The sequence below is a fragment of the Burkholderia sp. MSMB1459WGS genome, from assembly GCF_001534535.1.
Lineage (GTDB): Bacteria > Pseudomonadota > Gammaproteobacteria > Burkholderiales > Burkholderiaceae > Burkholderia.
Map to the genome: position 1 here is coordinate 90,324 of NZ_LPMU01000034.1, position 25,166 is coordinate 115,489.

Consider the following 25,166-nt stretch of genomic DNA (forward strand, 5'->3'; position numbering starts at 1 on the left):
CGACCCGTTTTACTACGAAAGCAATTAGGTCAACGACGCTTAATGACGAGACATGGATTGGAGGACTGAATGGACGGGAACCCGTTTCTGAAGATACAGGGCCTGGGTCGGGCGCTGATGCTGCCGATCGCGGTATTGCCGGTCGCCGGCATCCTGCTGCGGCTCGGCCAGCCGGATGTGTTCAACATCAAGATGATCGCCGACGCCGGCGGCGCGATCTTCGACAACCTGCCGTTGCTGTTCGCGATCGGCGTGGCGGTCGGCTTCGCGAAGGACAACAACGGCGTGGCGGCGCTTGCGGGCGCGATCGGTTACCTGATCGAAACCGCGATCATGAAGGACATCGATCCCAAGCTGAACATGGGCGTGCTGTCCGGGATCATCGCGGGTGTCGTCGCGGGCCTGCTGTACAACCGCTACAAGGACATCAAGCTGCCGGACTACCTCGCGTTCTTCGGCGGCAAGCGGTTCGTGCCGATCATCACGGGGCTGGTCTGCGTGATATTGGGCATCGCGTTCGGGTACGTGTGGCAGCCGATCCAGCATGCGATCGATGCGGCCGGCCAGTGGCTGACGACGGCGGGCGCGATCGGTGCGTTCGTGTTCGGCTTCCTGAACCGTCTGCTGCTCGTCACCGGCCTGCACCACATCATCAACTCGCTCGCGTGGTTCGTGTTCGGCAACTTCACGCCGCCCGCCGGCGGCGAGATCGTGCACGGCGACCTGCACCGCTTCTTCGCGGGCGACCCGACCGCGGGCACCTTCATGGCCGGCTTCTTCCCGATCATGATGTTCGGCCTGCCGGCGGCGTGTCTGGCGATGCTGCACGAAGCGCCGAAGGAGCGCCGCGCGATGGTGGGCGGCCTGCTGTTCTCGATGGCGTTGACGTCGTTCCTGACCGGCGTGACCGAGCCGATCGAGTTCAGCTTCATGTTCCTCGCGCCGGTGCTGTACGTGATCCACGCGGTGCTGACGGGGTTGTCGCTCGCGATCTGCCAGATCCTCGGCGTGAAGCTCGGCTTCACGTTCTCGGCCGGCGCGATCGACTACGTGCTGAACTACGGGCTGTCGACGAAGGGCTGGATCGCGATTCCGCTCGGCATCGCGTATGGCGCCGCGTACTACGGACTGTTCCGCTTTTTCATCCGCAAGTTCAACATGGCCACGCCGGGCCGTGAGCCGGCATCGACCGACGCAGCCGCGCAATCGTACGCTTCGGGCGGCTTCGTCGCGCCGGGCGTGGCTGCAACGGCTGCCGCACCGCGCGCGCAACGCTACATCGCCGCGCTCGGCGGGGCGGCCAACCTGTCGGTCGTCGATGCGTGCACGACGCGCCTGCGCCTGACCGTCGTCGATCCGGAGAAGGTATCGGAGCCGGAACTGAAGTCGATCGGCGCACGCGGCGTGCTCAAGCGCGGCGGCAACAGCGTGCAGGTGATCATCGGGCCCGAGGCCGACATCATCGCCGACGAGATGCGTGCCGCGATCGGCGGCGGCGCGGCCGGTGCCGCATCGGCGGCAACCGGCGCTGCCGCGCAGCCCGTCACGGGCGCGGCCGCCGGGCCGCTCGATCCGGAGCCGGCCCGCTGGCTCGCGGTGTTCGGCGGGGCGACCAACGTCGCGTCGCTCGAGGTGGTGGCCGCCACGCGCCTGCGTGTGGTCGTGCGCGATCCGTCGGCGGTCGATCGCGAGCGTCTCGGCACGCTCGACGTTGCATGGGTGTCGCTCGACACGTTCCACATCGTCTGCGGCAACGCGGCGGCGCGCTATGCCGAACAGCTCGGCGCGCGCCTGCCGCCGTCGGGCGGCGGCACGGCCGCACAACCGGCGTGATGCGGTGAAGCCGGCCTGATCGATCCGCGCGGCGGACTCGGGCAGGCGGTCAAAAGAAAACGGCTTGCGACGTACGCGTCGCAAGCCGTTTTTTCTTTTTGGGGCGGGCGATGCGCGATGCGTTTGCCCGCATCGCGCCTCACCGGATGCCTTCAGCCGTTCACGGATTCGTCAGCGCGAAGGTCGGCTTCCGGTAGCCGACGCCGGCGCGGTCGAGCTTCGGCAATTCGCGTTGCGTGAGCAGCGTCGCGAAGCCGGCCCAGTCGCGCTGCAGCGCGGCGATGTCGACATGGTGCGTGTCGCCGCGCTTGAAGCGCACGCCGGCCACATACGGCAGCTCCCAGTCGGCCCGGTGCCACGCGCGCTCCGCGAGCGCGAGCAGCCGCGGATAGGCCATGTATTCGAGGAAGGTATCGTTGCGCATCACTTCGCCCCACGCCTGGCCCTGCATGCCTTCGATGCGCGGCGCGGCCCCCGTGCCCGTCACCTCGAACGGGTTGCCGTCACGGTCGCCCATCACTTCGGCGTTCTGCGGCAGGTTCTCCGGCGCGAACGAGAACACCTTGTACTCGTCGGTTGCGTGCGAGCCCCAGTAGTAGCCGCGCTCGCGCGGATTGAGCGTGTACGGGAAGTCGAAGTACAGATAGTCGGGCAGCGCGAGCACCGTCAGGTAGCCCTTGCCGCTCAGGTCGCGCGCGCTGTCCGACGCACCCCAGAAGATCGTGTCCCACAGCGACACCATCACGTGGCGCGTGCTGAAATCCTGCGGCCCGTTCGCATGCTTGATGCCGTCCTGCCACGCGGCCATCGTGCCGATCCCGTTCGCGTTGACCGCCGCGCTCACCTGTTTCGCGAAACGCGTCGGCAGCTCGTCGATCGACTTGATCTCGCCGCGCTGGAGCAGCGCCGTGCACGCGGGCGACCGCGCCCACGGCTTGTCCTGCGCGGCCAGATCGATGCGCCCCTTGTTCGGATCGGTGCCGTTCAGCGGCTGGAAGCCGCCGCCGAGGAAGATGTTCTTCGCTTCGTCGCCGCCGTAGTGCCAGGTTTGCAGCGGCGCCTGCGCGTCCGCGTGCATCGCCGCGATCTCGCGGATCACCTTCGACGCGAAGTTGAGCGCGCCCGGCACGCACGGGTTCAGGTCGCTGCGCCGGTCGTAGAACTGCACCGTCGTCAGGTTCGTCGTGTCCTGCGGGTCGAGCAGCCGATACGCGTTCGCCTCCTGCTCGCGGCCGGCCGCATGCAGCCGCCGGTAGCGCGCCTCCATCGTCACGACGGCCGCCCGTGCATGCGCGGGCATGTCGATCTCGGGGATGATCTGCACGAAGCGCGCGGCCGCGTAGCGCACGAGCGCCACGTAGTCGTCGCGCGTCAGGTAGCCGCCGCCGGAGCGGTTGTCGGGGCCGGAGCCGAGCTGCGGCAGCAGGCAGCGCGTCTCGCTCGGGTCGTGGCAGCGGCGTGCGCCGATCTCGGTCAGCTCGGGCAGGCCGGGAATCTCGATGCGCCAGCCTTCGTCGTCGGACAGATGCAGGTGCAGGCGGTTGAGCTTGTACGCGCTCATCTGGTCGATCAGACGGCGCAGCGTCGCCGGATGCTTGAAATTGCGCGCGAGATCGACGTGCATGCCGCGATGCGTGAAGCGCGGCGCGTCCTCGACGAGCATCGCCGGGATCAGGCCGCCGCCGGCCGGCGCGAGCGAGAAGAGCGTCTGCACGCCGTAGTAGAGGCCCGCGCGATCGTAGCCTTCGATCAGCACGCCGCGCGGCCCGATCGCGAGCCGGTAGCCGCCCGGTGTCGCGAGGTCGGCCGGCAGCCGGCGCGGCGCGAGTGCGCCGCGAACCGGCACGCGCGCGCCGTCGAGCCCGAGGGTCGTCGCGCGCTCGCGCAGCGCCGCGACCTGGGCGTCCGGCAGGTCCGGCAGCGAGAGTTCGACGCCGCGCAGATCGAGCGTGCCGGGCAGCGGCTGTTCGCGCTTCACGCTCGGCAGCGCGCGGCCCGGATCGGGGCGGGCGGCCACCGGCGGCGCGTTGCCGGTCGAGTTGTTCTGCGCGTCGGCCGGCAGCGATTCGACGTAGCGCAGTTCGTTGTCGGTGTCGTCGTAGCGCAGCACGGCCGGCGGCGCGCCGTCGACGACGACATAGGGGCGCGGAATCACGTCGCTGTAACGCAGCAGCCAGTATTCGGCGACGAACGGCAGCTCGATGCGCTCGCCGGGCGCGAGCCGCACCGAGCCCGGCTGCGGCGTCAGTTCGTACAGGTCGCCGGTGAGCCGCCGCAGCGCGAAGCCCGGACGATCGATCCGCAGCAGGCGGCGGATGCTGTGCAGGTAGAGCTTCCAGCCGCCGTCGGCGATCGCCCGGTGGCCGCGGTTCTGCAGGATCAGGCGGCCCGTCGCGCAGGCGGCGCCGTCGGCGCCGAGATCGGCGCACGGCACGCCGGCCGCGGCCGCGTGGTTGTTGTCGACGGCCACGCGCAACGCGAGGCCGTCCGACAGCAGCGCCGCGAGACCGGCCGCCTGGGCGGCGCCGGCGCTCGCGCCGGCGGCGGCCGACGCCGGCGTCGACGCCGCCGAGATCGCGGCCGGCGACAGCACCGCGATCAGCAGACCGGCAATGAGGGAGGGTAAGGTAGGTTTCATTCGAACTCCTGAGAAAAAGGGGGCGTAGCGGCGTCGTGACGCGACGTCGCTGCGAGCGGGTCTTTCAGTGGAGCTGCGGGCGATACCAGCGCGCGGGGCGATGCGGGTGCCCCGCGCGCATTCGGCACGCGGAAGCGTGCGTTACGGAACGGGTGGCGGGCATGCGTGCCGGTCGGACCGGCGCGGCGGCGGGCGCGGATTCATCGGCGGCAGTTGGCAATCGCCACGCCGGCGGGGCGGCGGCAGCCGGCGGCATTCGTCCGGCCGCGCACGGTCGCGACGACGGCGCGCGCTCTCGCACACGGACGTCGACACGGCGCGCAGGCGCACGCCATATATGGAATTCGCATGTCTCCCCCACCCGGAAGGAATCGGCCTGTTAGCGGCCGTGTCCAACGATCTTATGAAACCTTTTATTGGTATTCAAGTGGTATCAATCTGGCGCTAAATTGGCATCGACGTACGGCACCTGCCCGCGCGGCCGGGACGAAAAAAAACCTCGCGCGAAGCGAGGTTCTTTCCTTTCCTGACGGCGGCGGCGCGCGCGCTCGGCCGCGCGCGTATCGCGCGTCGATGCCGTCAGTCGCGGCGCGCGCGCATCGGCGCTTCCTGCGGCTTCTGCCGCGCTTCGAGCCACATCGCGTTGACGATGCCGAACGACAGCGCGACGCCGATACCGAGAATCCAGCTGAAATACCACATGATTCGACTCCTTGCGAAACGGTGGACGAGGGCGCGTGCGCCCCGCCCGGTTCAATGCATCAATACATCGAGTGCTTGTTCTCTTCGAGCGTCTGGTGCGTGACCTTGCCGCGCATCACGCGATACACCCAGCTCGTGTAGAGCAGGATGATCGGCAGGAACACGATCACAGCGAACAGCATCACCTGCAGCGTCATGTGGCTCGACGTCGAATCCCACACGGTCAGGCTGCTGCGCGGGTCGAGCGACGACGGCATGATGAACGGGAACATCGAGAAGCCCGCGGTCAGGATCACGCCGACGATCATCAGGCCCGTGCAGAAGAACGCCGTCTTCTCCTGCTTCGAGCCGGCGAGCAGCAGCGCGAGCACGCCGCCGGCGATGCCGACGACGGGCGCCGCGATCATCCACGGATATTCGCCGTAGTTCGCGAGCCAGAGGCCCGAACCGGCGGCGACGTCCTTGAGCAGCGGGTTCGCGACGGTGTCGGTCGGCGCGGCGTGGGTGATGTGGAAGCCGCCGATGTAAGACGCCACCAGCACGCCGGCCAGCACGAACAGCACGACCGCGAGGAACGACGCGACGCGCAGCGCGATCGACGCGCGGCGCGCGATCGCGCCGTCGGTCTTCATCTTGATGAACGCGGCGCCGTGCGCGACGAGCATCGTGAGGCTGACGAGCCCGCACAGCAGCGCGAACGGGTTCAGCAGCGCCCAGAAGCCGCCGTAGTAGGTCACGCGCAGGTCGCTGTCGAACTTGAACGGCACGCCCTGCAGCAGGTTGCCGAACGCGACGCCGAACACCAGCGCCGGCACGAAGCCGCCGACGAACAGGCCCCAGTCCCAGCCCGCGCGCCAGCGCGGGTCGGGCCGCTTGCTGCGGTAGTCGAAGCCCACCGGCCGGAAGAACAGCGCGAACAACACCAGCAGCATCGCGAAGTAGAAGCCGGAGAACGACGCCGCGTAGACGAGCGGCCACGCGGCGAACATCGCGCCGCCGGCCGTGATCAGCCACACCTGGTTGCCCTCCCACGTCGCGCCGACGGTGTTGATGATGATGCGGCGCTCCTCGTCGGTCTTGCCGAGGAACGGCAGCAGCGCGGTCGCGCCCATGTCGAAGCCGTCGGTGACGGCAAAGCCGATCAGCAGCACGCCGACGAGCAGCCACCAGATCAGCTTGAGAGTTGCATAGTCCATAGCGATTCCTTGTTCGGTTGCGAGGGCGTGCTCAGACTGCGGCCCGCTCGCCGGCTGCGGCGAGTTCGTGGTGATAGCGGCCGGTATGCAGCGACGACGGGCCGAGGCGCGCGTACTTGAACATCAGCTTGATCTCGATGACGAACAGCGCGGTGTAGAACGCGATGAAACCGGCGAGGCTCAGGTACAGGTCGCTCGGCTGCAGGCTCGACGCGGACAGGTGCGTCGGCAGGATGCCGGCGATGGTCCACGGCTGGCGGCCGAGTTCGGCGACGACCCAGCCGAATTCCGCGGCGAGCCACGGCAGCGGGATCGCCCACACCGCGTAGCGGAGGAACCAGCGGCGGTTGTCCTGCAGCAGTTCGCGGCGCGCGCAGAACCAGAACGCGGCGGCGAAGGTCGCGAGGAACAGGAAGCCGAGGAACACCATGATCCGGAACGAGAAGAACACGGGCGCGACCGGCGGGATCGTCTTCTGCGCGGCGGCCTTGATCTGCTCGGGCGTCGCGTCGACCACGTTCGGCGTGAACTGCTTGAGCATCAACCCGTAGCCGAGATACTGCTTGTGCTGGTCGAACAGTGCGCGGGTCGCGTCGCTCGTGTCGCCTTCCTTGATCTTCTGCAGCGCGCCATACGCGACCATCCCGCTCTGGATGTGCTCCTCGCTGTGCTTCGCGAGCTCGCGCAGGCCGATCACCGGCTCGTCGATCGAGCGCGTCGCGATCAGGCCGAGCGCATACGGGATCTTGATCGCGTAGTCGGTGCGCTGTTCTTCCTGGTTCGGAATGCCGATCAGCGTGAACGAGGCGGGCGCCGGCTGCGTTTCCCATTCGGATTCGATCGCGGCGAGCTTCATCTTCTGCACTTCGCCGGTCGTATAGCCCGATTCGTCGCCGAGCACGATCACGCACAGCGTCGCCGCGAGGCCGAAGCCGGCCGCAACCGCGAACGAGCGCAGCGCGAAGTCGACGTCGCGCTTCTTCAGCAGGTACCACGACGACACGCCGAGCACGAACATCGCGGCCGTCACGTAGCCGGCCGACACCGTATGCACGAACTTCACCTGCGCGACCGGGTTGAACAGCACGTCGAACAGGCTCGTCAGCTCCATGCGCATCGTCTGGTAGTTGAACTCGGCGCCGACCGGGTTGTTCATCCAGCCGTTCGCGACGAGGATCCACAGAGCCGACAGGTTCGAGCCCAGCGCGACGAGGAACGTGACGATCAGGTGCTTGACCTTCGACAGGCGGTTCCAGCCGAAGAAGAACAGGCCGACGAACGTCGATTCGAGGAAGAACGCCATCAGGCCTTCGACTGCGAGCGGCACGCCGAAGATGTCGCCGACGTAGTGCGAGTAGTACGACCAGTTCGTGCCGAACTGGAATTCGAGCGTGATGCCGGTCGTCACGCCCATCGCGAAGTTGATCCCGAACAGCTTGCCCCAGAACTGGGTCATGTCCTTGTAGACCTGTTTGCCGGTCATCACGTAGACCGCTTCCATGATGACGAGCAGCCAGGACAGGCCGAGCGTCAGCGGCACGAACAGGAAGTGGTAGAGCGCCGTGATGCCGAACTGCAGACGCGACAGATCGACGACTTCGCTACTTATCATGGTGGTCTCCCTCGGTAGATGCAGGCGCCGGCACCGAGAGCAGCTTCTCGGCCACGGCGGCAGGCGGCAACGACATGTGTTCGGCCTGCGGATGATTGAAGAATGCGTATTTGAGCGACATCAGGAGGATCAGCTTGACGATCAGCACCAGGGTGATGTCGCGGGCGAGGGTCGGCCCGCGTGCCCACGCGGCGATGCGCGCGCGCCAGCCGATCGTGCCGGCCGGCCGGGAAGGCGGCGGCGCAGGCTCTTTATTGATCGAGATCAAGGCGATTATCCTGAATCGATTTAGGTCGGATTGGGGGCGACTTTACGTCGGATTTATGACGGCCGTGAAGCTGTTTTAATCCTTTTGCGCCTGACATGCCAATTTTAAAAGGACGGCTTTCCGATGCCGAGTGCTGCGCTGCGGCAGACCGTCGCGAAACATGGGGTAAAAATTGAGGCAGATCAAGGTTATGCGGAAGGGCGCCGCAAATGACGTAATACCCGATGAATCAGGTCAATTAATCGGCGAAGAAGCGGAGCGCGAAAGGCGCTGAAAAGCGGATGAAAAGCAGTGGAAAACGGATGAAAAAAACCGCTGCCGGTCGGGCAGCGGTTTTCGATGAACCGCTCTGAATCGTCGGGGATTTACGCGTATTCGGCGAGGGCGGTGCGCATTTTTTTCATCGCGCTCGCTTCGATCTGGCGGATACGTTCCGCCGACACGCCGAACTCCGCGGCGAGATCGTGCAGCGTCGAGCCGCCCGAGCCGTCGTCGTCGACGTGCAGCCAGCGCGCCTCGATGATGCGGCGGCTGCGCGCGTCGAGCGCGTCGAGCGCCTGCGCGATGCCGTCCGTCTGCAGCATGTCGCGCTGGCGCGCGGCGAGCACGGCGGTCGGCTCGTTGTGCGAGTCGGCCAGGTAGGCGATCGGCGCGTACGATTCCTCGCCGTCCTCCACCTGCCCTTCGAGCGCGATGTCGCCGCCCGACAGGCGCGTTTCCATCTCGGTCACTTCCTCGCGCTTGACGTTGAGCTCCTGCGCGAGGCCGTCGATTTCCTCGGGCGTCATCGCCTGCATGCTCTTCTTGTGGCTGCGCAGGTTGAAGAACAGCTTGCGCTGCGCCTTCGTCGTCGCGACCTTCACCATGCGCCAGTTGCGCAGGATGTACTCGTGGATCTCGGCCTTGATCCAGTGAATCGCATACGACACCAGGCGCACGTTTTGCGCCGGGTCGAACCGCTTCACGGCTTTCATCAGGCCGATGTTGCCTTCCTGGATCAGGTCGCCGTGCGGCAGGCCGTAGCCGAGATAGTTGCGCGCGATCGACACGACGAGACGCAGGTGCGACAGCACGAGGCGGCGCGCCGAGTCGAGGTTGTTGTCTTCGCGGAATTCGGTTGCGTACCGGCGTTCCTCCTCGGCGGTCAGCAGCGGAATGCGGTTGACGGCCTGGATGTACGCGTCGATGTTGCCGAGCTGGCCGGGCAACATCGAGTGGGCTGCGAGCGCCAGCGAGCCTGCCGATTCGGCCTTGGCCGGCGTCGGGCTCAGGGTGTTCGGGAGGGTCAGGGCGTTGCTCACTAAAAACTCCTTTGGAATCAGGGACAAACCCCGGTCTCGGATGAGATTCCGGAAGTCATCTTAGCACTCCCGCAAGGCGAGTGCTAATTCCTTAGAGCAGGCGGGGGCATCCGAGTTCCCTATTTTCTATCGAATCAGTCGAGTTGATAGTCTATCTTCCGACAAGGGGCGTGGCACGAAGTTCCGTAAGCCATTGTTTTCGATGGGAATCGGTAGACGATTTCGATTTTTGTCTTTTTGGAAGCAAGCTATTTCGCTTCGTGATGCCGATCCGAAAAGTCCTTTACCATACCATTCAGTTCGCTCGGGCCCGGCCGTTGCGGCAGGCTCCATTCAACCCACAAAGTTGGAGTGTCAGATGAACAATAAGAAGAATCGCCGGCCCCGCAGCCGGCTGGTGCTGCATGCAATGCTGGCAGCATCTCTTCTGGGTGGATCGGGTGCGGCTTTCGCGGATCGATGGGGGATCCAGGCGGGCGGTGGGTTTTCGGATCGTCGCGGGATCGACAAGGCCGATATCGGCGTGGTGTGGGATCCGGGCTGGAACTGGTGGGAAATCGGCGGCTGGCACTTCGCGTTCGTCGTCGAAGGGCACGCCGGCTACTGGCACACGGGCGGCAACGTCCATGGCAGTATTGGCGAGTTCGGCGTCACGCCGATGTTCCGTTTCATCAAGAGTAGCGGGGAGATTCGCCCGTTCATCGAGGCGGGCGGCGGCGTCCGGCTTCTGACGCACCCGACGATCTCGGACAATTTCTCGCTGTCGACCGCGTTCCAGTTCGCGCCGACCGGCGGCGTGGGCGTGCAGTTCGGGCAACGGCAACAATATCAGGTCGGCTACCGTTTCGAACATGTGTCTAACGCGGGTATCAAAGAGCCGAATCCTGGTATAAATTTCCACCAGTTCTACCTGCAGTACAACTTCTGATCCGTATGCCCGTGCAAGGCGGGCGCGTTGCCGAGGAGTCAGGCGATGGCGAAGGTGGTCGATGCGATCCGCGCGCTTGAGCGCGACCGGTTCCGGGCGATGGTGGACGGCGACGGCGAGGCGCTCGACGCGCTGTTGTCGGACAAGGTGTTTTTCGTCCACACCAACGGCAAACGCGAAACCAAGCAGCAGTTCATCGACGCCATCGTCGCCGGCCGCCGCCGCTATCGCCAGATCGAAATCCAGTCGCAGGACGTACTGCCGGTCGGCGACGAGACCTGCGTCGTCACCGGGCGCGCGTTGATCGAGATGGAAACGAACAACGGCGGCCTCGTCTTTCCGATTGCCTATACGTCCGTCCACACGCACGCCCAGGGCCGCTGGTCCCTGTTCGCGTGGCAGGCGACGCGGTGCGCGACCGAGGCGTGAGCGCGGGTGGCGCTCCTTTTCATCCGTCGACCGAAGCGGCCTTTTGAGCCGCTTTTTGCTGCCTCGTGCGGCGCGGATCGCGCGGCGCACGGGCGGTCACGCACCGCTCGCTGACGTTTCAACCCCGCATCGAAGCTAGCGGTCAGGCTGCCGCGCGGCGGTCCGCGCAGTGCCATGCCGAGCGGTTGATCGCGCTGACGACCGCATCGAGCGCTGCGCTCGCCGCGTCGGCGTGCACGCCGACACCGTGCCGCAGCGGCGCGCCGCCGACCCGGCAGCCGATCGATACCGCGATCCGGCCGTCCGCGGCGTGCGTGTATTCGCACGATGCGACGTCGATCGCGACGCCGGCGGCCGCCGCAAATGCCGCGGCGAAATGCCGCACGGCGTCGTCGGGCGTCGCCTCGGCGGCAGGCGCCGCCGCGATCTCGCGGTTCTGCCAGCGCGCGCCGTTGCCGTGGCGCGCGGCCGGGCCGTCGGTCTCGAAGAATTCGCGTGCGAACAGCGCGCAGATCGCGTCGCCCGTCACTTCCTCGCCCGACGCATCGGCGAGCGTCTGCACCGCATGGCTGAACTCGATCTGGACGCGGCGGGTCGGCGTGAAGCCCATCCCGCGTTCGAGCAGGAACGTCGCGCCGCCCTTGCCGGACTGGCTGTTCACGCGGATCACCGCGTCATAGCTGCGGCCGAGATCGGCCGGGTCGATCGGCAGGTACGGCACCTCCCACATCGCGTCGGGGTGCTGCTGCGCGAAGCCCTTGCGGATCGCGTCCTGGTGCGAGCCCGAGAACGCGGTGAACACGAGGTCGCCCGCGTACGGATGGCGCGGATGCACGGGGATCTGGTTGCAGCGCTCGACGACGCGGCGCACGGCGTCGATGTCGGAGAAATCGAGGCCCGGGTCGATACCTTGCGTGTAGAGGTTCAACGCGAGCGTGACGAGATCGACGTTGCCGGTGCGCTCGCCGTTGCCGAACAGGCAGCCTTCGATGCGGTCGGCGCCCGCGAGCAGCGCGAGTTCGGCCGCCGCGACCGCGGTGCCGCGATCGTTGTGCGGATGCACGGACAGCACGATGCTGTCGCGATACGCGAGGTTGCGGTCCATCCATTCGATCTGGTCGGCGAACACGTTCGGGCTCGCGGCCTCGACGGTGGCCGGCAGGTTGACGATCATCTTGTGGTCGCGGGTCGGGCGCCACGTCTGCGCGACCGCGTCGCAGATCTCGCGCGCGAACGTCAGCTCGGTCATGCTGAAGGTTTCCGGCGAGTACTGGAAAGTCCACTGCGTATCGGGGCGCGCGGCCGCGTGTTCCTTGATGATGCGCGTGCCGTCGATCGCGAGCGCCTTCACGTCGTTCTTCGACATCCCGAACACGATGCGGCGGAACGACGGGCAGACGGCGTTGTACAGGTGCACGATCGCGCGCGGCACGCCTTCGAGCGCCTCGAACGTGCGCGCGATCAGGTCCTCGCGCGACTGCACGAGCACTTCGATGGTCACGTCGTCGGGAATCCGCTCGTCGTCGATCAGCTTGCGGACGAAATCGAAGTCGGTTTGCGACGCCGACGGAAAGCCGACTTCGATCTCCTTGAACCCGATGGCGACCAGCATTTCGAAGAACTCGAGCTTCTGCTCGATGCTCATCGGCTCGATCAGCGACTGGTTGCCGTCGCGCAGGTCGGTGCTCATCCATACGGGCGCGCGCTCGATGGTGCGGGCGGGCCAGCGGCGGCCATTGAGGCGGACGGGCTCGAACGGACGGTACTTGTCTTGCGGATTGCGCATCATCTTCTGGACCTCGGGTCTCAAGTCGCGAGCGAAGACGGGCGGCAGGGCGGCGGTGGGCGCTGCCTCGCATCCGGCGCGCGATGGCGCCGCGGATGCGGATGATCTTCGCGAATCGGCCGACGGATGGACGGACGAATGCTGACGACTTCGGGTTGTAAAAATTACGAGAGGGGTACTGCGAGGAACTGCTGGGAGGACCGTGCGGACGGCACACGGCGCTACGACAGCCTTAGGCTAGTCGTAGCGATAGCGGCCGCGCTAGGCGGCCGGAGGTAACTCGGAGGGTGTTCGGAAAGGAACGCATGACGGCCACTCTATGCCAGGATGCGCTCGCGTGTCAAATGTCGGGATAAACGGGCGGGTCGCCGCGGCGCCCTCAGCGCGCGACGCGGGCGATCCGGACGATCGTCGCGACCTGTCGCGCCACCGTGTCGGGCACCGGCACCTCGCCGCGCAGCACGGCGTCCGTCCACGCGGCCGTGGTCGCCGCATCGCGCGACTCGGGTAGGGCGACGGGCGGTGCATCGCTCGACGAACGCTCGGCGTCGATCAGCGTGTCGCACACGCCGTCGTGCAGCCAGTCGACCTGCACCTGGCGGCGCGTGTCGGCCACCGCTTCGCCTTCGGTGCCGCGCGCGAGCAGCGCGCCGCCCAGTGCGGCGTCCGGATGGTCGCGGAACAACTGCGCGAGGCTGTCGCGGTACGGCGGATGCGTGTAGTTGACGAGCCGCAGCCCGGCCGGCGCGAACGGCTGCAGGATCTTCACGAGCGTATGCGTCGAATTGCGCACGCCGAGCACGCGGCGCATCGACAGCAGGTGCGCGATGCGCGGCGCCAGCACGTCGATCGGGGCGAACGCGACCCGGCGTTCGGCGAGCGTGTCCTCGATCGCATCGTGCGACGTCGACGGCGCAAGCGACAGCGCCGAGAAAATCTCGGCGCTCGTCACGCGGCCCGGATCGCATTCCACTCCATGCACCAGCACCGGCACGCCTTCGCGCGCGAGCAGCAGCGCGAGCAGCGGTACGAGGTTCGGCTGTTTGCGCGCGCCGTTGTAGCTCGGGATCGACACCGGCCGGAACGCGGCGTCCTGCACGTGCACGGGCTCGAACGATGCCTGCGCGGCGGCGAGCATCGCGGCCAGTTCGTCGGCGGATTCGCCCTTCAGCCGATAGGCGATCAGGATCGCGCCGAGTTCGACATCCGACACGCGCGCATCGAGCATCGCGCGATAGAGCTCGAACGTGTCCTCGGCGGACAGGGCGCGTGCGCCGTGCGGGCCGCGGCCGATTTCCTTGATGAAGCGGGCGCAAGGGAACGGCGCGGCGGCGGGATCGTGGGGAGCGGTCATCGGGGCGTGGGGCGGGCGGCCGGCATCGGGCCGCGCGGCAAGCGATCAGGAATGCCCCGAGTATCGCACGGGCGCGGCCGCGCATCGCGCCGCGCTACACTCTGGTTCCCGGCGACGCGTGCACCGGCTGCGCCGCGCCCATGCCGTTGCCGGCCGAATACGACTACGAGAGACATCCCATGAAGCTCTACAGCTATTTCCGCAGTTCCGCGTCGTACCGCGTGCGGATTGCCCTGAACCTCAAGCAGTTGCCGTTCGACTACGCACCCGTGCACATGCTGCGCGACGGCGGCGAGCAACTGAAGGACGCGTACCGCGCGCTGAATCCGGATGCGGTCGTGCCGACGCTGATCGATGGCGACGCGACGCTGCAGCAGTCGCTCGCGATCATCGAATATCTCGACGAAACCCATCCCGAGCCCGCGCTGCTGCCGAAGCAGCCGGTCGATCGCGCGTACGTGCGCGCGGTGGCGCTGCAGATCGCATGCGAAATCCACCCGCTCAACAATCTGCGCGTGCTCAAGTACCTGAAGCACACGCTGAAGGTGCCCGAGGACGCCAAGAACGCGTGGTACCGGCACTGGATCGAGGCCGGCTTCGAAACGCTCGAGACGCGTCTCGCGAACGATCCGCGCACCGGCACGCTGTGCTTCGGCGACACGCCGACGCTCGCCGACATATGCCTCGTGCCGCAGGTGTTCAACGCGAACCGCTTCTCGATCGACACGACGCGTTTCCCGACGATTCAGCGGATCGTCGATCATGCGGCGACGATCGATGCGTTCAAGGCCGCCGAGCCCGGCGTGCAACCCGACGCGGAATGAGCGCGGCGCGCCCGTGGCGCATGAAAAAGGGCGCCCGAAGGCGCCCTGTGCGAGGTGCGACGCGAGCCGGCGGCGTTCAGCCGAGCAGCGCGTCCGCGAATTCCGCCGCGCTGAACGGCTGCAGGTCCTCGACCTTCTCGCCGACGCCGATGAAGTAGACGGGCACCGGGCGTTGCCGCGCGATCGCCGCGAGAATCCCGCCCTTCGCGGTGCCGTCGAGCTTCGTGACGATCAGGCCGGTGAGGCCCAGCGCGTCGTCGAATGCCTTCACCTGCGTGAGCGCGTTCTGGCCGGTGTTCGCGTCGATCACCAGCAGCACTTCGTGCGGCGCGCCATCGTGCGCCTTCGCGATCACGCGCTTCACCTTCTTCAGCTCTTCCATCAGATGGAGCTGCGTCGGCAGGCGGCCGGCCGTGTCGGCCATCATCACGTCGATCTTGCGCGCGCGCGCGGCGCTGACCGCGTCGAAGATCACCGCGGCCGGATCGCCGCTTTCCTGCTGCACGACCGTCACGTTGTTGCGTTCGCCCCAGACCGCGAGCTGTTCGCGCGCGGCCGCGCGGAACGTGTCGCCGGCGGCCAGCAGCACCGACTGGTCGAAGCTCTGCAGATGCTTCGCGAGCTTGCCGATGCTGGTCGTCTTGCCCGCGCCGTTCACGCCGGCGATCATCATCACGAGCGGCTGCGCGCGGCCGAGCATCAGCGATTTCTCGAGCGGCGTCAGCAACTCGACGAGCAGGTCGCGCAGTGCATTCTTCACCTGCTGCGGATCGGTCAGCCGGCCCGCGCGCACCTTCTCGCGCAGCGCGCCGAGCAGGTATTCGGTCGCGTCGACGCCCGCGTCGGACATCAGCAGCGCGGTTTCGAGCTCCTCGTACAGATCCTCGTCGATCTTCGTGTTGACGAAGACGCCGGTGATGTTCGAGCCCGTCTTCGCGAGACCTGTTTTCAGGCGCGCGAGCCACGACTTCTTCGCGGACGCGTCCTGCTGCGGCGGCGGGACGATCTCGACCGTCTCGACGACTTCGTCGCGGCCGTCGTTGGTCGGCGTGACCGTCATCACGACGGCTGGCGCGGCCGGTTGCGCGGGCGCCTGCGGCACGTCGGCCGCGGGCGGCGTCGCGCGCGCGTCGGCGTCGGACGCTTCGTCCGCTTGCTGCGCGTCGGCCGATTGCGATTCCGCCGGATCGGGCTCCTGCGTTTTCTTGAATCGTTTGAAGAAACTGAACATGGTCTGGCGTCGGGAAGAGGGCGGGCCGCCGCCGAGGGCGGGGGCGCCGGACGGGCCGTTCTGCGTTCGCGCGGGCGCGGCGCACGGCGGCCGAAACCGTGCATTTTATCAGTGCGGCGTGGCGCTCGCGCCAGTGCGCGTCGCCGCTGTGGTAACGTGCGCCTGTTTGGCGGCGCCCCCTGCGCGCGCCCGGTCCCTCCGTTGTCGATATCCCGTATGTCCCGTTCCTCTTCCGGCCGCCCGGCGGCCACCCCTGGCCGCGGCAAGCCGCACACGATCCGCATCATCGGCGGCGACTGGAAACGCACGCCGCTCGCGGTGCTTGATCTCGACGGCCTGCGCCCGACCCCCGATCGCGTCCGCGAGACGCTGTTCAACTGGCTCGGCCAGGATCTCGACGGGTGGCGTTGCCTCGACCTGTTCGCGGGCACCGGCGCGCTCGGCTTCGAGGCCGCGTCGCGCGGCGCGGCGAGCGTCGTGATGGTCGAGCGCCATCCGCGCGCCGCGCAGCAGCTTCGTGCGATCAGGGACAAGCTCGGCGCCCGCTCGGTCGAGATCGCCGAGGCCGACGCGCTGCGGCTCGCGGCCGGGCTCACGCCGGGCGCGTTCGACGTCGTGTTCCTCGATCCGCCGTTCGACGACCTGGCCGCGTTCGAGCGCGCGATCGCGTTGTCGGCGCCGCTCGTTGCGGCCGGCGGCGCGCTGTACGTCGAAACGGGGGCGGAACTCGATCCGGCCGCGCACGACGCGCTCTCGGGCTGGCAGGTGGCGAAGCACGGCAAGGCCGGTGCGGTTCACTATCATTTGCTGCGGCGCGAAAATGATGAATAATGCGCGTTCCATACGAGGCGGCGCGCCGCAAAGGCGACGCATGCCCATCTCGGCAGCGGCGTGCGCATCGCACGGCTGCCATCCCGTTTGCGTGATGACAGGAGGAGCGACATGGTAGTCGCCGTGTATCCCGGTACGTTCGATCCGCTGACGCGCGGGCACGAAGACCTCGTGCGGCGTGCGTCGAGCATTTTTGATACGCTGGTGGTGGGTGTCGCCGACAGCCGCGCGAAAAAGCCGTTTTTCTCGCTCGAAGAACGTCTGACGATTGCGAACGAGGTGCTCGGTCATTATCCGAACGTGAAGGTGATGAGTTTCACCGGCCTCCTGAAGGATTTCGTCCGCGTCAACAATGCGCGCGTGATCGTGCGCGGGCTGCGCGCCGTGTCCGATTTCGAATACGAGTTCCAGATGGCGGGCATGAACCGCTATCTGCTGCCCGACGTCGAGACGATGTTCATGACGCCGTCCGACCAGTACCAGTTCATCTCGGGAACGATCGTGCGCGAAATCGCGCAATTGGGCGGCGATGTCAGCAAGTTCGTGTTCCCGTCCGTCGAGAAGTGGCTGACCGAGAAGGTCGCCGCGATCGGAGGCCCTGCCGCGTGACGCGGCGCCGGCCGGTTTCGTTGCGAAGCCGGCCGGCGGCCTGAAGAAGTGAGATCAGTATGTCTTTGATGATTACCGACGAGTGCATCAATTGCGACGTGTGCGAGCCCGAGTGCCCGAACGGCGCGATTTCGATGGGCCCGGAGATCTACGTGATCGACCCGAACAAGTGCACCGAGTGCGTCGGCCATTTCGACGAACCGCAGTGCCAGCAGGTGTGTCCGGTCGAATGCATTCCGCGCGATCCGCAGCATGACGAATCGCACGCGCAATTGATGGAGAAGTATCACGCGTTGATCGCCGCCAAGGGCGACGACGCATCGTGATCCTGCGCTGACGCGCGCGCCTCGATGGGCTCGCGCGCGTCGCGCTTTCGGATCGGCGCCGCCCGGCGCCGGTTCTTTCGTGTCAGGCCAGCAGCTCGTGCAACGCCGCGACGAGCGCATCGCATTCGGCATCGGTGCCGACGGTGATGCGCAGGTGCTGGTCGATTCGCGGCAGCCGGAAGTGCCGCACGAAAATTTCCCGTTCCTTCAGCTTCGCCGCGATCGTGCCCGCATCGTGCGCGGGATGGCGCGCGAACACGAAATTCGCGGCCGACGGCACGATCTCGAAGCCGAGTGCGTCGAGCGCATGCGTGAGCCGCGCCCGGCTGTCGATCACGCGCCGGCAGGTGGCGTGGAAATAATCGGTGTCCTCGTAGGCGGCCTGCGCGGCCACCTGCGCGAGCCGGTCGAGCGGATACGAGTTGAAGCTGTCCTTCACGCGGTTCAGCGCGTCGATCAGCGCCGCATCGCCGAACGCGAAGCCGACGCGCATGCCCGCGAGCGAGCGTGCCTTCGACGTCGTATGCACGACGAGCAGGTTCGGATGACGGTCGATCAGCGTGATGGCCGACTGCGCGCCGAAATCGACGTACGCTTCGTCGATCACGACGACCGACGACGGATTCGCGGCCGCGATCCGCTCGACGTCAGCGAGCGGCAACGCGCGCCCGGTCGGCGCATTCGGATTCGGAAACAGTACGCCGCCGGCGTCGTCGAGATAGTCGTCGACGCGGATCGAGAAATCGTCCGCGAGCGGCACGACCGTGGTCTCGACGCCGTACAGGCGCGCGTAGGTCGGATAGAAGCTGTACGTGATGTCGGGAAAGCGTAGCGGCCGGTCGTGCTTGAGCAACGCCTGGAACGCGTGCGCGAGCACCTCGTCGGAGCCGTTGCCGACGAACACCTGCTCGGGCGCGATGCGGTGATGGGCCGCGACCGTCTCGCGCAGCGCGCGCGCGACCGGGTCCGGATAGCGGCGCAGCGTGTCGCCGGTGTCGCCGAGTTCGCGCGCGATCGCCGCGACGACGCGCGGCGACGGCGGATAGGGATTCTCGTTGGTGTTCAGCTTGACGGGATGCGCGAGTGCGGGCTGTTCGCCCGGCACGTAAGGCACGAGTTGCTGAACGACGTCGCTCCAGTAACGGCTCACCGCATGGCTCCTGTCGGGCAAAACGTCGAGAGTACCGCATGTGCGCGCCGCGGTGGGGCGAGCGAGGCCGCCCGGTTGCGCCGAACGGCCGATGCACCGGGCCGGTGCGACGGGCCGTCAGTTGCGATGCAGTTGCATCGTCGCGCGATCGAGTTCGCCCTTGACGACCATCGGCATCACGGCGAGCGCGCGCTCGATCGATGCGTCGATCACGTCCTGTTCCTCGCGGCGCGGCGGTTTCAGCACGAAGTTCGCAACGTCGGGCTTCGCGCCGGCGCGCGCACTTTCCGGAATCAGGTCGCGCGGATGGCCGATGCCGATCCGCAGCCGCCAGTACTGCTGCGACGACAGGTGCGCGGAGATGTCCTTCAGGCCGTTGTGGCCGCCGCTGCCGCCGCCGAGCTTCAGCTTCACGGTGCCGGGCGGCAGGTCGAGTTCGTCGTGCGCGACGAGGATCTGGTCGGGCAGGATCTTGAAGAATTGCGCGAGCGCGACGACCGATTGGCCGGAACGGTTCATGTAGGTTTGCGGCTCGAGCAGGTGGACTTCCTCGCCGTGCAGGCGCGCTTTCGCATAGAAGCCGTGGAAGCGGCGCTCGTCGCGCAGCGTCGTGCCGGCTTCGCGGGCGAGCTGGTCGATCAGCCAGAAGCCGGCGTTGTGGCGTGTCGCGGTGTATTCCGCCCCGGGATTGCCGAGGCCGACGATCAGTTTGATCATGACGTTTCGAAGGCGGCGCTGCCGCCTGGGCGCAGAAAAAGAAAAACCCGCCGGGCAGGCCGCGGCGGGTTGCGTCGACCGTTTCGTGAAACGGATCGATTGGGCGCGTGAGCGGCCGCTTAGGCAGCCGGCGTTTCGCCTTCGTCTGCTGCGTCCGACACGGCGCCAGCCGGGATCGTTGCCGATGCGACGACCGGGTTTTCCGCGTCGACGTGCGCGACCAGCGCGACGCCCTTCGGCAGCGCGATGTCCTTCGCGTGCAGCGATTGACCGGCTTCGATCTTCGACAGGTCGACTTCGAGGAATTCCGGCAGGGCAGCCGGCAGGCACTCGACTTCGATTTCCGTCGCAACGTGCGAAACGACTGCGCTCGACAGCTTCACGGCCGGGCTGACTTCAGCGTTCAGGAAGTGCAGCGGCACCTTCGTGTGCAGCTTCTTCTTCGCGTCGACGCGCTGGAAGTCCACGTGCAGCACCAGTTGCTTGAACGGGTGGTATTGCACATCGCGCAGCAGAACCTGTTGCGACTGGCCGGCCACTTCGAGGTCGAGGATCGACGAGTGGAAGGCTTCCTTCTTCAGGGCGTGCCACAGGGCGTTGTGATCGAGTTCGATCTTTTGCGGGGCGGCTTCGCCACCGTAGACGATACCCGTGGTCTTACCGGCGTTGCGCAGGCGGCGGCTCGCACCCGTACCTTGCTGTTGGCGCTCGAAAGCGACGACTTTCATGTGATTCTCCAATGGCTGCCCGCGACCAGGCAGTGAAACGGGGCCATCAAGCGGCCCCCGATGAAACGGCCGGGGTTTCGTCTATCCCGTCCGATTGTGCAAAAAGCGAAGCGTTGCCGCTTCGCTTTCCGCGCATACTTTGTTCCGTCGTTTCGCGATCAGGATTCCGCGAACAGCGACATCACCGAATCGCCGCGGCGAATCCGCGAGAACGTTTCGGCCAGCAGGCTCGCGCTCGTCAGCGAGCGGATCTTCGAGCACGCCAGCGATTCGGCCGACAGCGGAATCGTGTCGGTCACGACCAGCTCGTCGAGTGCCGATGCGGCGATGCGATCTGCGGCGCCGCCCGACAGCACCGGGTGCGTCGCGTACGCGAACACCTGTTTCGCACCGCGGTCCTTCAGCACTTGCGCGGCCTTGCAGAGCGTGCCGGCCGTATCGACCATGTCGTCCATGATCACGCAGGTGCGGCCTTCGACTTCACCGATGATGTTCATCACTTCGGCGACGTTCGCCTTCGGGCGACGCTTGTCGATGATCGCGAGATCGCAGTTGAGCTGCTTCGCGAGTGCCCGGGCACGCACCACGCCGCCGACGTCCGGCGACACGACGAGCAGATCCGAGTAGTTCTGCTTGCGCAGGTCGCCCAGCAGGATCGGCGTGGCGTAGATGTTGTCGACCGGAATGTCGAAGAAGCCTTGAATCTGGTCGGCGTGCAGATCCATCGTGATGATCCGCTCGACGCCGGCGATTTCCAGCATGTTCGCGATGACCTTCGCCGAGATCGCGACGCGCGCCGAACGCGGGCGGCGATCCTGACGCGCATAGCCGAAGTAGGGGATGGCTGCAGTGATCCGGCCGGCGGATGCGCGCTTGAGCGCATCGACCATGATCATCAGTTCCATCAGGTTGTCGTTCGTCGGTGCGCACGTGGATTGCAGGACGAAGACGTCCTTGCCGCGCACGTTTTCCTGGATCTCGACCTGGATCTCGCCGTCGGAGAAACGGCTGACCATCGCTTTGCCGAGGGGGATACCAAGGATATTGACGACTTCCTGGGCGAGCGCGGGATTCGCGTTGCCAGTAAAGACCATCAGGCCATCATGGCTGTGGCTGCTCATCGTGCACCTGCTTCAGGCTTGGGCGGGAAATGCGGGAAAATTTTTGGCAGGGGAGGAAGGACTCGAACCCTCGCATGCCGGAATCAAAATCCGGTGCCTTGACCAACTTGGCGACTCCCCTACACTTAACTGATAACTTCACCGAACTCGTGTAGGCCGTTCGGCAAAGTAAAACTTCATGACGCGAAAGCGAAGAGCGGATGCTCGTTCAGGCTCTCGGCAACTGCGCCATTCCAACTGGCGGGCAGTCTGGCTTTCGCCGCTTCTGCCTCGTGCTTGCTGTGAAACGCTGCAAACACGCTTGCTCCGGAGCCGGTCATCCTCGCGGGGGTCACATCATACAACCATTTGACCACCTGCGCAACTTCCGCGTACTTCCTTGTTACAACTTCCTGCATATCGTTCCGGCCGAAGCTATCTGGCCATCCCGCATCGCTGGTTTGCTGTGCAAGAAAGTCAGCAATTGTGACGGGCTTCGTATCTCTTGTCAACAACTCATCTGAAAATATTTCAGCGGTCGGGACATGAACGCGTGGCGTCACAACCAGGAACCAGCGAGTCGGCAATTCTACCTCAGCTAATTCTTCTCCGATACCCTCTGCGAACGCATTTTTTCCAAAAATAAAAAACGGGACGTCGGCGCCGAGTTTGACCGCGAGCGACTGGAGTTCGGCGCGCGGCAAATCGAGTTGCCACAGGCGGTTCAGCGCGAGCAGCGTCGTCGCCGCGTCGGAGCTGCCGCCGCCGAGACCGGCGCCCATCGGCAGGATCTTGTCGATCTCGATGTCGACGCCGTGCGCGGTGCCCGTATGCGCTTTCAGCAGGTTGGCCGCGCGTACGACGAGATCGCTTTCCTCGGGCACGCCGGGCACGTCGGTGACGCGTGCGACGCGGCCGTCGTCGCGCCGCGTGAAGTGCAGCGTGTCGCCCCAGTTCAGCAGCTGGAATACGCTCTGCAGATCGTGATAGCCGTTCGGGCGGCGACCGGTGATGTGCAGGAACAGGTTGAGTTTCGCGGGCGCCAGGCAGTTGCGCAGCGAGCGGGTCGAATCGGTCATGCGGGTATCGGGGGCTAGGCGCGCGTGCTCACTGATCGAGCACGAGCTTGATGTCGAGCGGCGGCGTCGCGCGCACGAGGTTGACGCGTTTGACGCCCGTGGCCGGGGCATCCGCGTAGGCGAGGTAGTCGATCGTCCAGCCGTCCTGGCGGAGCTGCTTGATGCGCGTGCCGTCGGCCGGGTCGCGCACGGTTTCCGCGGGCGTCGCGGGCGCGGCGGTCGGCAGCAGCCAGTAGCGCAGGCCCGCGAGCGGCAGCTCGAAGCCGAGCGTCTTCTGCATCAGGTCGCCGACGTCCGGCGCATATTGGGTCGGACGGTTCGGCAATTCGAGCGACGCCGCGTGCGGCGTCGCTTTCACGACCGCGAGCGTCTGGCCGAGCGGGCTGCGCAGTTCGAGCGACACGTCGTCGCCGTGTTCCTGCCAGTCGAAGTTGCCGTACACGTTCTGCGGGTTGCCGAGACGATCGTCGTACCGCACCGCGAAGCGGCCGTGGTACGCATGCGTCGCCGCCGTCTGCAGTGCGGCGCCCGCCGGCGTGCCGGCCGACGGCGGCGTGCTCGCGCAGCCGGCGAGCGCGAGCGCCGCGCCGGCCGCGGCGAGCGTGCGCCACGCGCGGGAGGACAGGGAAAACATCGGGAACATCCGCATCAGAGGCCGTTGATCTGCAGGCGCTTCAGCGTCTGCACGAGCGTTTCGTTGTCGGGCTCGAGCTTCTGCGCGGCACGCCACGCATTGCGCGCGTCTTCCTGCGCGCCGCTCTTCCAAAGCACCTCGCCGAGATGCGCGCCGATTTCGGCGTTCGGCTGCAGTTCATATGCACGCTGCAGCACCTTCGTCGCGCCGGCCGTGTCGCCCATCCGGTACTTCACCCAGCCGAGGCTGTCCATGATGTAGGCGTCGTTCGGCGCGAGCGCCATCGCCTTGTCGATCAGCTTGCTGGCCTCGGGCAGGCGCTGGTTGCGGTCGGCGAGCGAATAGCCGAGCGCGTTGTAGGCCTGCGGGTTGTCGGGCTGCGTACGGATCAGCTCGCGCAACTGCTTTTCCATCGTCGCATAGTGGCCCGTCTTTTCGGCCGCCATCGCGTAGTCGTAGCGCAGGTCGGGATCGTCCGGGAAGTCCTGGACGGCCTGCCCGAGCCGCGCCTCCGCTTCCGGATAGCGCTTCGCCGTGAACAGGATCGACGCATCGGTGCGCGCCACCACGGCCGCGTCGCGCGGATCCGTGATCGGCAGGTTGTCGAGCACCTTGCGCGCCTCGTCGGTCTTGCCCTGTTTCTGCAGCAGTTGCGCGCGGGTGATCTGCGCGGGCAGGTAGTGCTGGCTCGTCTGGTCGACCTTGTCGAGCCATTGCGACGCCTGCGCGTCGTTGTTCTGGTCGATCGCGATCTGCGCGAGGTAGATGTAGCCTTGGCCGACGTCGAGATTCGGCTGCTTGTCGCCGAGCTGCACGTACTGCTTCAGGTAGCCGGTCGCCTCGTCGAGCTTCTTCTGCTGGATCTTGATCAGCGCGAGCGCCATCAGCGGCGTCGGATCCTTCGAGTCGAGCTTGCGCATCGTCTCGAACTGCTTCTGTGCGTCGTCGAGGCGATCGTCGGCGAGATAGAGCTGCGACAGCGCGAGCCGTGCGTCGCGCGACTTCGGATTCTGCTGAACATACTTCTCGAACGACGCGATGCCCGCCGCGCGTTCCGCCGGCCCCATTTGCGACAGCATCAGCGCCGCCGGCAGGTAATCGGGGCGAATCTGCAGCGCCTGCTTCAGCGACTGCGCGGCGCCGTCCTTGTCGTCGACCGCGAGCTGCTGCCGCGCGATCGCGAGCTGCGCCTCGGGGCGATTCATGTCGTTCTTCAACATGTCCTTCAGCACCGCGAGGCCGCCGACGCGGTCGGGGCCGCGCACGAGCAGCGCCTGCAGCGCGAGGATCGCCGGGCCGCGCGTGTCGCCGGTCGCGCGGGCCAGCTCGCGCGCGAGCATCGGTTGCGCGTCGGCCGGCTTGCCGGCGAGCACCAGCAGCGCGGCGTCGACCTGCGACGCGCGGTTCGAATCCGGTGCGTACTGGCGCCACAGATTCGCGGCGGACAGCGCGTCGGCCGGGCTCTGCGCGCCGAGCGCGATTTCGGTCGCGCGCTGCGCCATGCGCGGATCGCGCGTGTCGCGGGCAAGCGCGAGGTAGGTCTGGTAGGCCGGTGCCGGCTGGTTGCGCTGGAGCGCGACCTCGGCGGCGAGCACCTGGTAGACGATCTGGCTCGTCAGCGGCACGCCGGGGAGATTCTTCTGCTCGTCCGGCATCACATGCTCGAACGCGCCCTGCGGCTCCGCGTCGTCCGAGGCCGGATCCTGCGCGTGGGCCGGAAAGGCGGTGAGGGTCCAGGCGGCAAGCAGCGCGGCACCGATTGCACGGCGGACCGGGAAGGCGCGCGCGCCGCGCACGGCGGCGGGGCGCTTCTGAAGCAGCTTCGAGGGCAGGGTCATGGAAATCCGTTCGATGTTTCAACCGATTGTAACGCGCTCGCTACAATACACG

23 protein-coding genes and 1 tRNA gene are annotated in these 25,166 nt (G+C 66.7%); 7 read left to right on the plus strand and 17 right to left on the minus strand.

Going from position 1 to position 25,166, the window contains the following annotated elements; genetic code table 11:
- Positions 1–69 precede the first annotated feature (69 nt).
- Positions 70–1,833 carry an N-acetylglucosamine-specific PTS transporter subunit IIBC gene (nagE, locus tag WT97_RS13725; RefSeq protein WP_059506615.1) on the plus strand — a complete coding sequence of 588 codons (1,764 nt, stop codon included), beginning with the start codon at positions 70–72 and terminating at the stop codon, positions 1,831–1,833.
- Positions 1,834–1,993: 160 nt separating this feature from the next.
- On the opposite strand, the gene WT97_RS13730 is transcribed toward nagE, so the two are convergent.
- The 6 genes from WT97_RS13730 to rpoH all read right to left on the minus strand — a co-directional run bounded on the left by WT97_RS13730 (position 1,994) and on the right by rpoH (position 9,550).
- Complete coding sequence (locus WT97_RS13730) at positions 1,994–4,471, minus strand: family 20 glycosylhydrolase (protein WP_060353624.1); 2,478 nt, start codon at positions 4,469–4,471, stop codon at positions 1,994–1,996.
- A gap of 579 nt (positions 4,472–5,050) precedes the next feature.
- Positions 5,051–5,173, minus strand: a complete 123-nt coding sequence (cydX, locus tag WT97_RS13735) for a cytochrome bd-I oxidase subunit CydX (RefSeq protein ID WP_060035688.1) — start codon at positions 5,171–5,173, stop codon at positions 5,051–5,053.
- A gap of 59 nt (positions 5,174–5,232) precedes the next feature.
- Positions 5,233–6,369: a cytochrome d ubiquinol oxidase subunit II gene (gene cydB, locus WT97_RS13740; RefSeq protein ID WP_059506619.1), complete on the minus strand. Its 1,137-nt coding sequence runs from the start codon at positions 6,367–6,369 to the stop codon at positions 5,233–5,235.
- Between the two features lie 31 nt (positions 6,370–6,400).
- Positions 6,401–7,981 (minus strand): cytochrome ubiquinol oxidase subunit I, encoded by a 1,581-nt coding sequence (locus WT97_RS13745; protein WP_059506621.1) that lies wholly within the window; start codon positions 7,979–7,981, stop codon positions 6,401–6,403.
- Positions 7,971–8,249, minus strand: a complete 279-nt coding sequence (gene cydP, locus WT97_RS13750) for a cytochrome oxidase putative small subunit CydP (RefSeq protein WP_059795507.1) — start codon at positions 8,247–8,249, stop codon at positions 7,971–7,973. Before cydP ends, WT97_RS13745 begins: the two co-directional genes overlap by 11 nt.
- Before the next feature lie 365 nt (positions 8,250–8,614).
- The gene (rpoH, locus tag WT97_RS13755; RefSeq protein ID WP_060353625.1) at positions 8,615–9,550 is read right to left on the minus strand and encodes an RNA polymerase sigma factor RpoH; all 936 of its coding nucleotides are present in this window, start codon (positions 9,548–9,550) and stop codon (positions 8,615–8,617) included.
- A 358-nt stretch (positions 9,551–9,908) separates the two neighbouring features.
- Here rpoH and pagL point away from each other — a divergent pair, with 358 nt between their 5' ends.
- Both pagL and WT97_RS13765 read left to right on the plus strand, forming a co-directional pair.
- A complete protein-coding gene (gene pagL / locus WT97_RS13760) occupies positions 9,909–10,478 on the plus strand; it encodes a lipid A 3-O-deacylase PagL (RefSeq protein WP_060353626.1) in 570 nt (189 codons plus the stop codon).
- A 45-nt stretch (positions 10,479–10,523) separates the two neighbouring features.
- Positions 10,524–10,907: a nuclear transport factor 2 family protein gene (locus WT97_RS13765; RefSeq protein WP_060353627.1), complete on the plus strand. Its 384-nt coding sequence runs from the start codon at positions 10,524–10,526 to the stop codon at positions 10,905–10,907.
- Between the two features lie 142 nt (positions 10,908–11,049).
- Here the strand turns inward: WT97_RS13765 and leuA are convergent, their stop codons facing one another.
- Both leuA and ybiB read right to left on the minus strand, forming a co-directional pair.
- Positions 11,050–12,696, minus strand: coding sequence for a 2-isopropylmalate synthase (leuA, locus tag WT97_RS13770; protein WP_060353628.1), 1,647 nt, complete (start codon positions 12,694–12,696; stop codon positions 11,050–11,052).
- 376 nt (positions 12,697–13,072) lie between these two features.
- Positions 13,073–14,047 (minus strand): DNA-binding protein YbiB, encoded by a 975-nt coding sequence (gene ybiB, locus WT97_RS13775; RefSeq protein WP_059506631.1) that lies wholly within the window; start codon positions 14,045–14,047, stop codon positions 13,073–13,075.
- Positions 14,048–14,226: 179 nt separating this feature from the next.
- Here ybiB and maiA point away from each other — a divergent pair, with 179 nt between their 5' ends.
- Entirely contained in the window at positions 14,227–14,871 is a 645-nt protein-coding gene (maiA, locus tag WT97_RS13780; RefSeq protein WP_059795543.1) for a maleylacetoacetate isomerase, read from the plus strand.
- Between the two features lie 76 nt (positions 14,872–14,947).
- On the opposite strand, the gene ftsY is transcribed toward maiA, so the two are convergent.
- On the minus strand, positions 14,948–16,102 hold the full coding sequence (gene ftsY, locus WT97_RS13785; RefSeq protein WP_059795510.1) for a signal recognition particle-docking protein FtsY: 1,155 nt from the start codon (positions 16,100–16,102) through the stop codon (positions 14,948–14,950).
- 216 nt (positions 16,103–16,318) lie between these two features.
- On the opposite strand from ftsY, the gene rsmD reads away from it, so the two are divergent.
- From rsmD to WT97_RS13800, 3 genes are all read left to right on the plus strand, one after another.
- On the plus strand, positions 16,319–16,933 hold the full coding sequence (gene rsmD / locus WT97_RS13790; protein ID WP_060353629.1) for a 16S rRNA (guanine(966)-N(2))-methyltransferase RsmD: 615 nt from the start codon (positions 16,319–16,321) through the stop codon (positions 16,931–16,933).
- A gap of 111 nt (positions 16,934–17,044) precedes the next feature.
- A complete protein-coding gene (gene coaD / locus WT97_RS13795; protein WP_027785472.1) occupies positions 17,045–17,542 on the plus strand; it encodes a pantetheine-phosphate adenylyltransferase in 498 nt (165 codons plus the stop codon).
- 59 nt (positions 17,543–17,601) lie between these two features.
- A complete protein-coding gene (locus WT97_RS13800; protein ID WP_059506639.1) occupies positions 17,602–17,868 on the plus strand; it encodes a YfhL family 4Fe-4S dicluster ferredoxin in 267 nt (88 codons plus the stop codon).
- An 82-nt stretch (positions 17,869–17,950) separates the two neighbouring features.
- On the opposite strand, the gene hisC is transcribed toward WT97_RS13800, so the two are convergent.
- The 8 genes from hisC to WT97_RS13840 all read right to left on the minus strand — a co-directional run bounded on the left by hisC (position 17,951) and on the right by WT97_RS13840 (position 25,114).
- A complete protein-coding gene (hisC, locus tag WT97_RS13805; protein ID WP_060353630.1) occupies positions 17,951–19,018 on the minus strand; it encodes a histidinol-phosphate transaminase in 1,068 nt (355 codons plus the stop codon).
- Between the two features lie 117 nt (positions 19,019–19,135).
- Positions 19,136–19,735, minus strand: coding sequence for an aminoacyl-tRNA hydrolase (gene pth, locus WT97_RS13810; RefSeq protein ID WP_048246979.1), 600 nt, complete (start codon positions 19,733–19,735; stop codon positions 19,136–19,138).
- 119 nt (positions 19,736–19,854) lie between these two features.
- Positions 19,855–20,463 (minus strand): 50S ribosomal protein L25/general stress protein Ctc, encoded by a 609-nt coding sequence (locus WT97_RS13815; protein ID WP_034208424.1) that lies wholly within the window; start codon positions 20,461–20,463, stop codon positions 19,855–19,857.
- 158 nt (positions 20,464–20,621) lie between these two features.
- Entirely contained in the window at positions 20,622–21,584 is a 963-nt protein-coding gene (locus WT97_RS13820) for a ribose-phosphate pyrophosphokinase (RefSeq protein ID WP_006483739.1), read from the minus strand.
- A 44-nt stretch (positions 21,585–21,628) separates the two neighbouring features.
- Positions 21,629–21,705 (minus strand) — tRNA-Gln (locus WT97_RS13825).
- A gap of 55 nt (positions 21,706–21,760) precedes the next feature.
- Entirely contained in the window at positions 21,761–22,642 is an 882-nt protein-coding gene (gene ispE / locus WT97_RS13830; RefSeq protein WP_059506643.1) for a 4-(cytidine 5'-diphospho)-2-C-methyl-D-erythritol kinase, read from the minus strand.
- Between the two features lie 28 nt (positions 22,643–22,670).
- Positions 22,671–23,291 carry a lipoprotein insertase outer membrane protein LolB gene (gene lolB, locus WT97_RS13835; protein WP_059795514.1) on the minus strand — a complete coding sequence of 207 codons (621 nt, stop codon included), beginning with the start codon at positions 23,289–23,291 and terminating at the stop codon, positions 22,671–22,673.
- Positions 23,291–25,114 (minus strand): tetratricopeptide repeat protein, encoded by a 1,824-nt coding sequence (locus WT97_RS13840; RefSeq protein WP_059795516.1) that lies wholly within the window; start codon positions 25,112–25,114, stop codon positions 23,291–23,293. Before WT97_RS13840 ends, lolB begins: the two co-directional genes overlap by 1 nt.
- Between the last annotated feature and the right edge of the window lie 52 nt (positions 25,115–25,166).

What these genes read in the sequence shown, in the direction of transcription:
- nagE (WP_059506615.1), top strand. Translation starts at nt 70, where the DNA reads ATGGACGGGAACCCGTTTCTGAAGATACAGGGCCTGGGTCGGGCGCTG.
- WT97_RS13730 (WP_060353624.1), bottom strand. Translation starts at nt 4,471, where the DNA reads ATGAAACCTACCTTACCCTCCCTCATTGCCGGTCTGCTGATCGCGGTG.
- cydX (WP_060035688.1), bottom strand. Translation starts at nt 5,173, where the DNA reads ATGTGGTATTTCAGCTGGATTCTCGGTATCGGCGTCGCGCTGTCGTTC.
- cydB (WP_059506619.1), bottom strand. Translation starts at nt 6,369, where the DNA reads ATGGACTATGCAACTCTCAAGCTGATCTGGTGGCTGCTCGTCGGCGTG.
- WT97_RS13745 (WP_059506621.1), bottom strand. Translation starts at nt 7,981, where the DNA reads ATGATAAGTAGCGAAGTCGTCGATCTGTCGCGTCTGCAGTTCGGCATC.
- pagL (WP_060353626.1), top strand. Translation starts at nt 9,909, where the DNA reads ATGAACAATAAGAAGAATCGCCGGCCCCGCAGCCGGCTGGTGCTGCAT.
- WT97_RS13765 (WP_060353627.1), top strand. Translation starts at nt 10,524, where the DNA reads ATGGCGAAGGTGGTCGATGCGATCCGCGCGCTTGAGCGCGACCGGTTC.
- leuA (WP_060353628.1), bottom strand. Translation starts at nt 12,696, where the DNA reads ATGATGCGCAATCCGCAAGACAAGTACCGTCCGTTCGAGCCCGTCCGC.
- ybiB (WP_059506631.1), bottom strand. Translation starts at nt 14,047, where the DNA reads ATGACCGCTCCCCACGATCCCGCCGCCGCGCCGTTCCCTTGCGCCCGC.
- maiA (WP_059795543.1), top strand. Translation starts at nt 14,227, where the DNA reads ATGAAGCTCTACAGCTATTTCCGCAGTTCCGCGTCGTACCGCGTGCGG.
- ftsY (WP_059795510.1), bottom strand. Translation starts at nt 16,102, where the DNA reads ATGTTCAGTTTCTTCAAACGATTCAAGAAAACGCAGGAGCCCGATCCG.
- rsmD (WP_060353629.1), top strand. Translation starts at nt 16,319, where the DNA reads ATGTCCCGTTCCTCTTCCGGCCGCCCGGCGGCCACCCCTGGCCGCGGC.
- coaD (WP_027785472.1), top strand. Translation starts at nt 17,045, where the DNA reads ATGGTAGTCGCCGTGTATCCCGGTACGTTCGATCCGCTGACGCGCGGG.
- WT97_RS13800 (WP_059506639.1), top strand. Translation starts at nt 17,602, where the DNA reads ATGTCTTTGATGATTACCGACGAGTGCATCAATTGCGACGTGTGCGAG.
- pth (WP_048246979.1), bottom strand. Translation starts at nt 19,735, where the DNA reads ATGATCAAACTGATCGTCGGCCTCGGCAATCCCGGGGCGGAATACACC.
- WT97_RS13815 (WP_034208424.1), bottom strand. Translation starts at nt 20,463, where the DNA reads ATGAAAGTCGTCGCTTTCGAGCGCCAACAGCAAGGTACGGGTGCGAGC.
- WT97_RS13820 (WP_006483739.1), bottom strand. Translation starts at nt 21,584, where the DNA reads ATGAGCAGCCACAGCCATGATGGCCTGATGGTCTTTACTGGCAACGCG.
- ispE (WP_059506643.1), bottom strand. Translation starts at nt 22,642, where the DNA reads ATGACCGATTCGACCCGCTCGCTGCGCAACTGCCTGGCGCCCGCGAAA.
- lolB (WP_059795514.1), bottom strand. Translation starts at nt 23,291, where the DNA reads ATGCGGATGTTCCCGATGTTTTCCCTGTCCTCCCGCGCGTGGCGCACG.
- WT97_RS13840 (WP_059795516.1), bottom strand. Translation starts at nt 25,114, where the DNA reads ATGACCCTGCCCTCGAAGCTGCTTCAGAAGCGCCCCGCCGCCGTGCGC.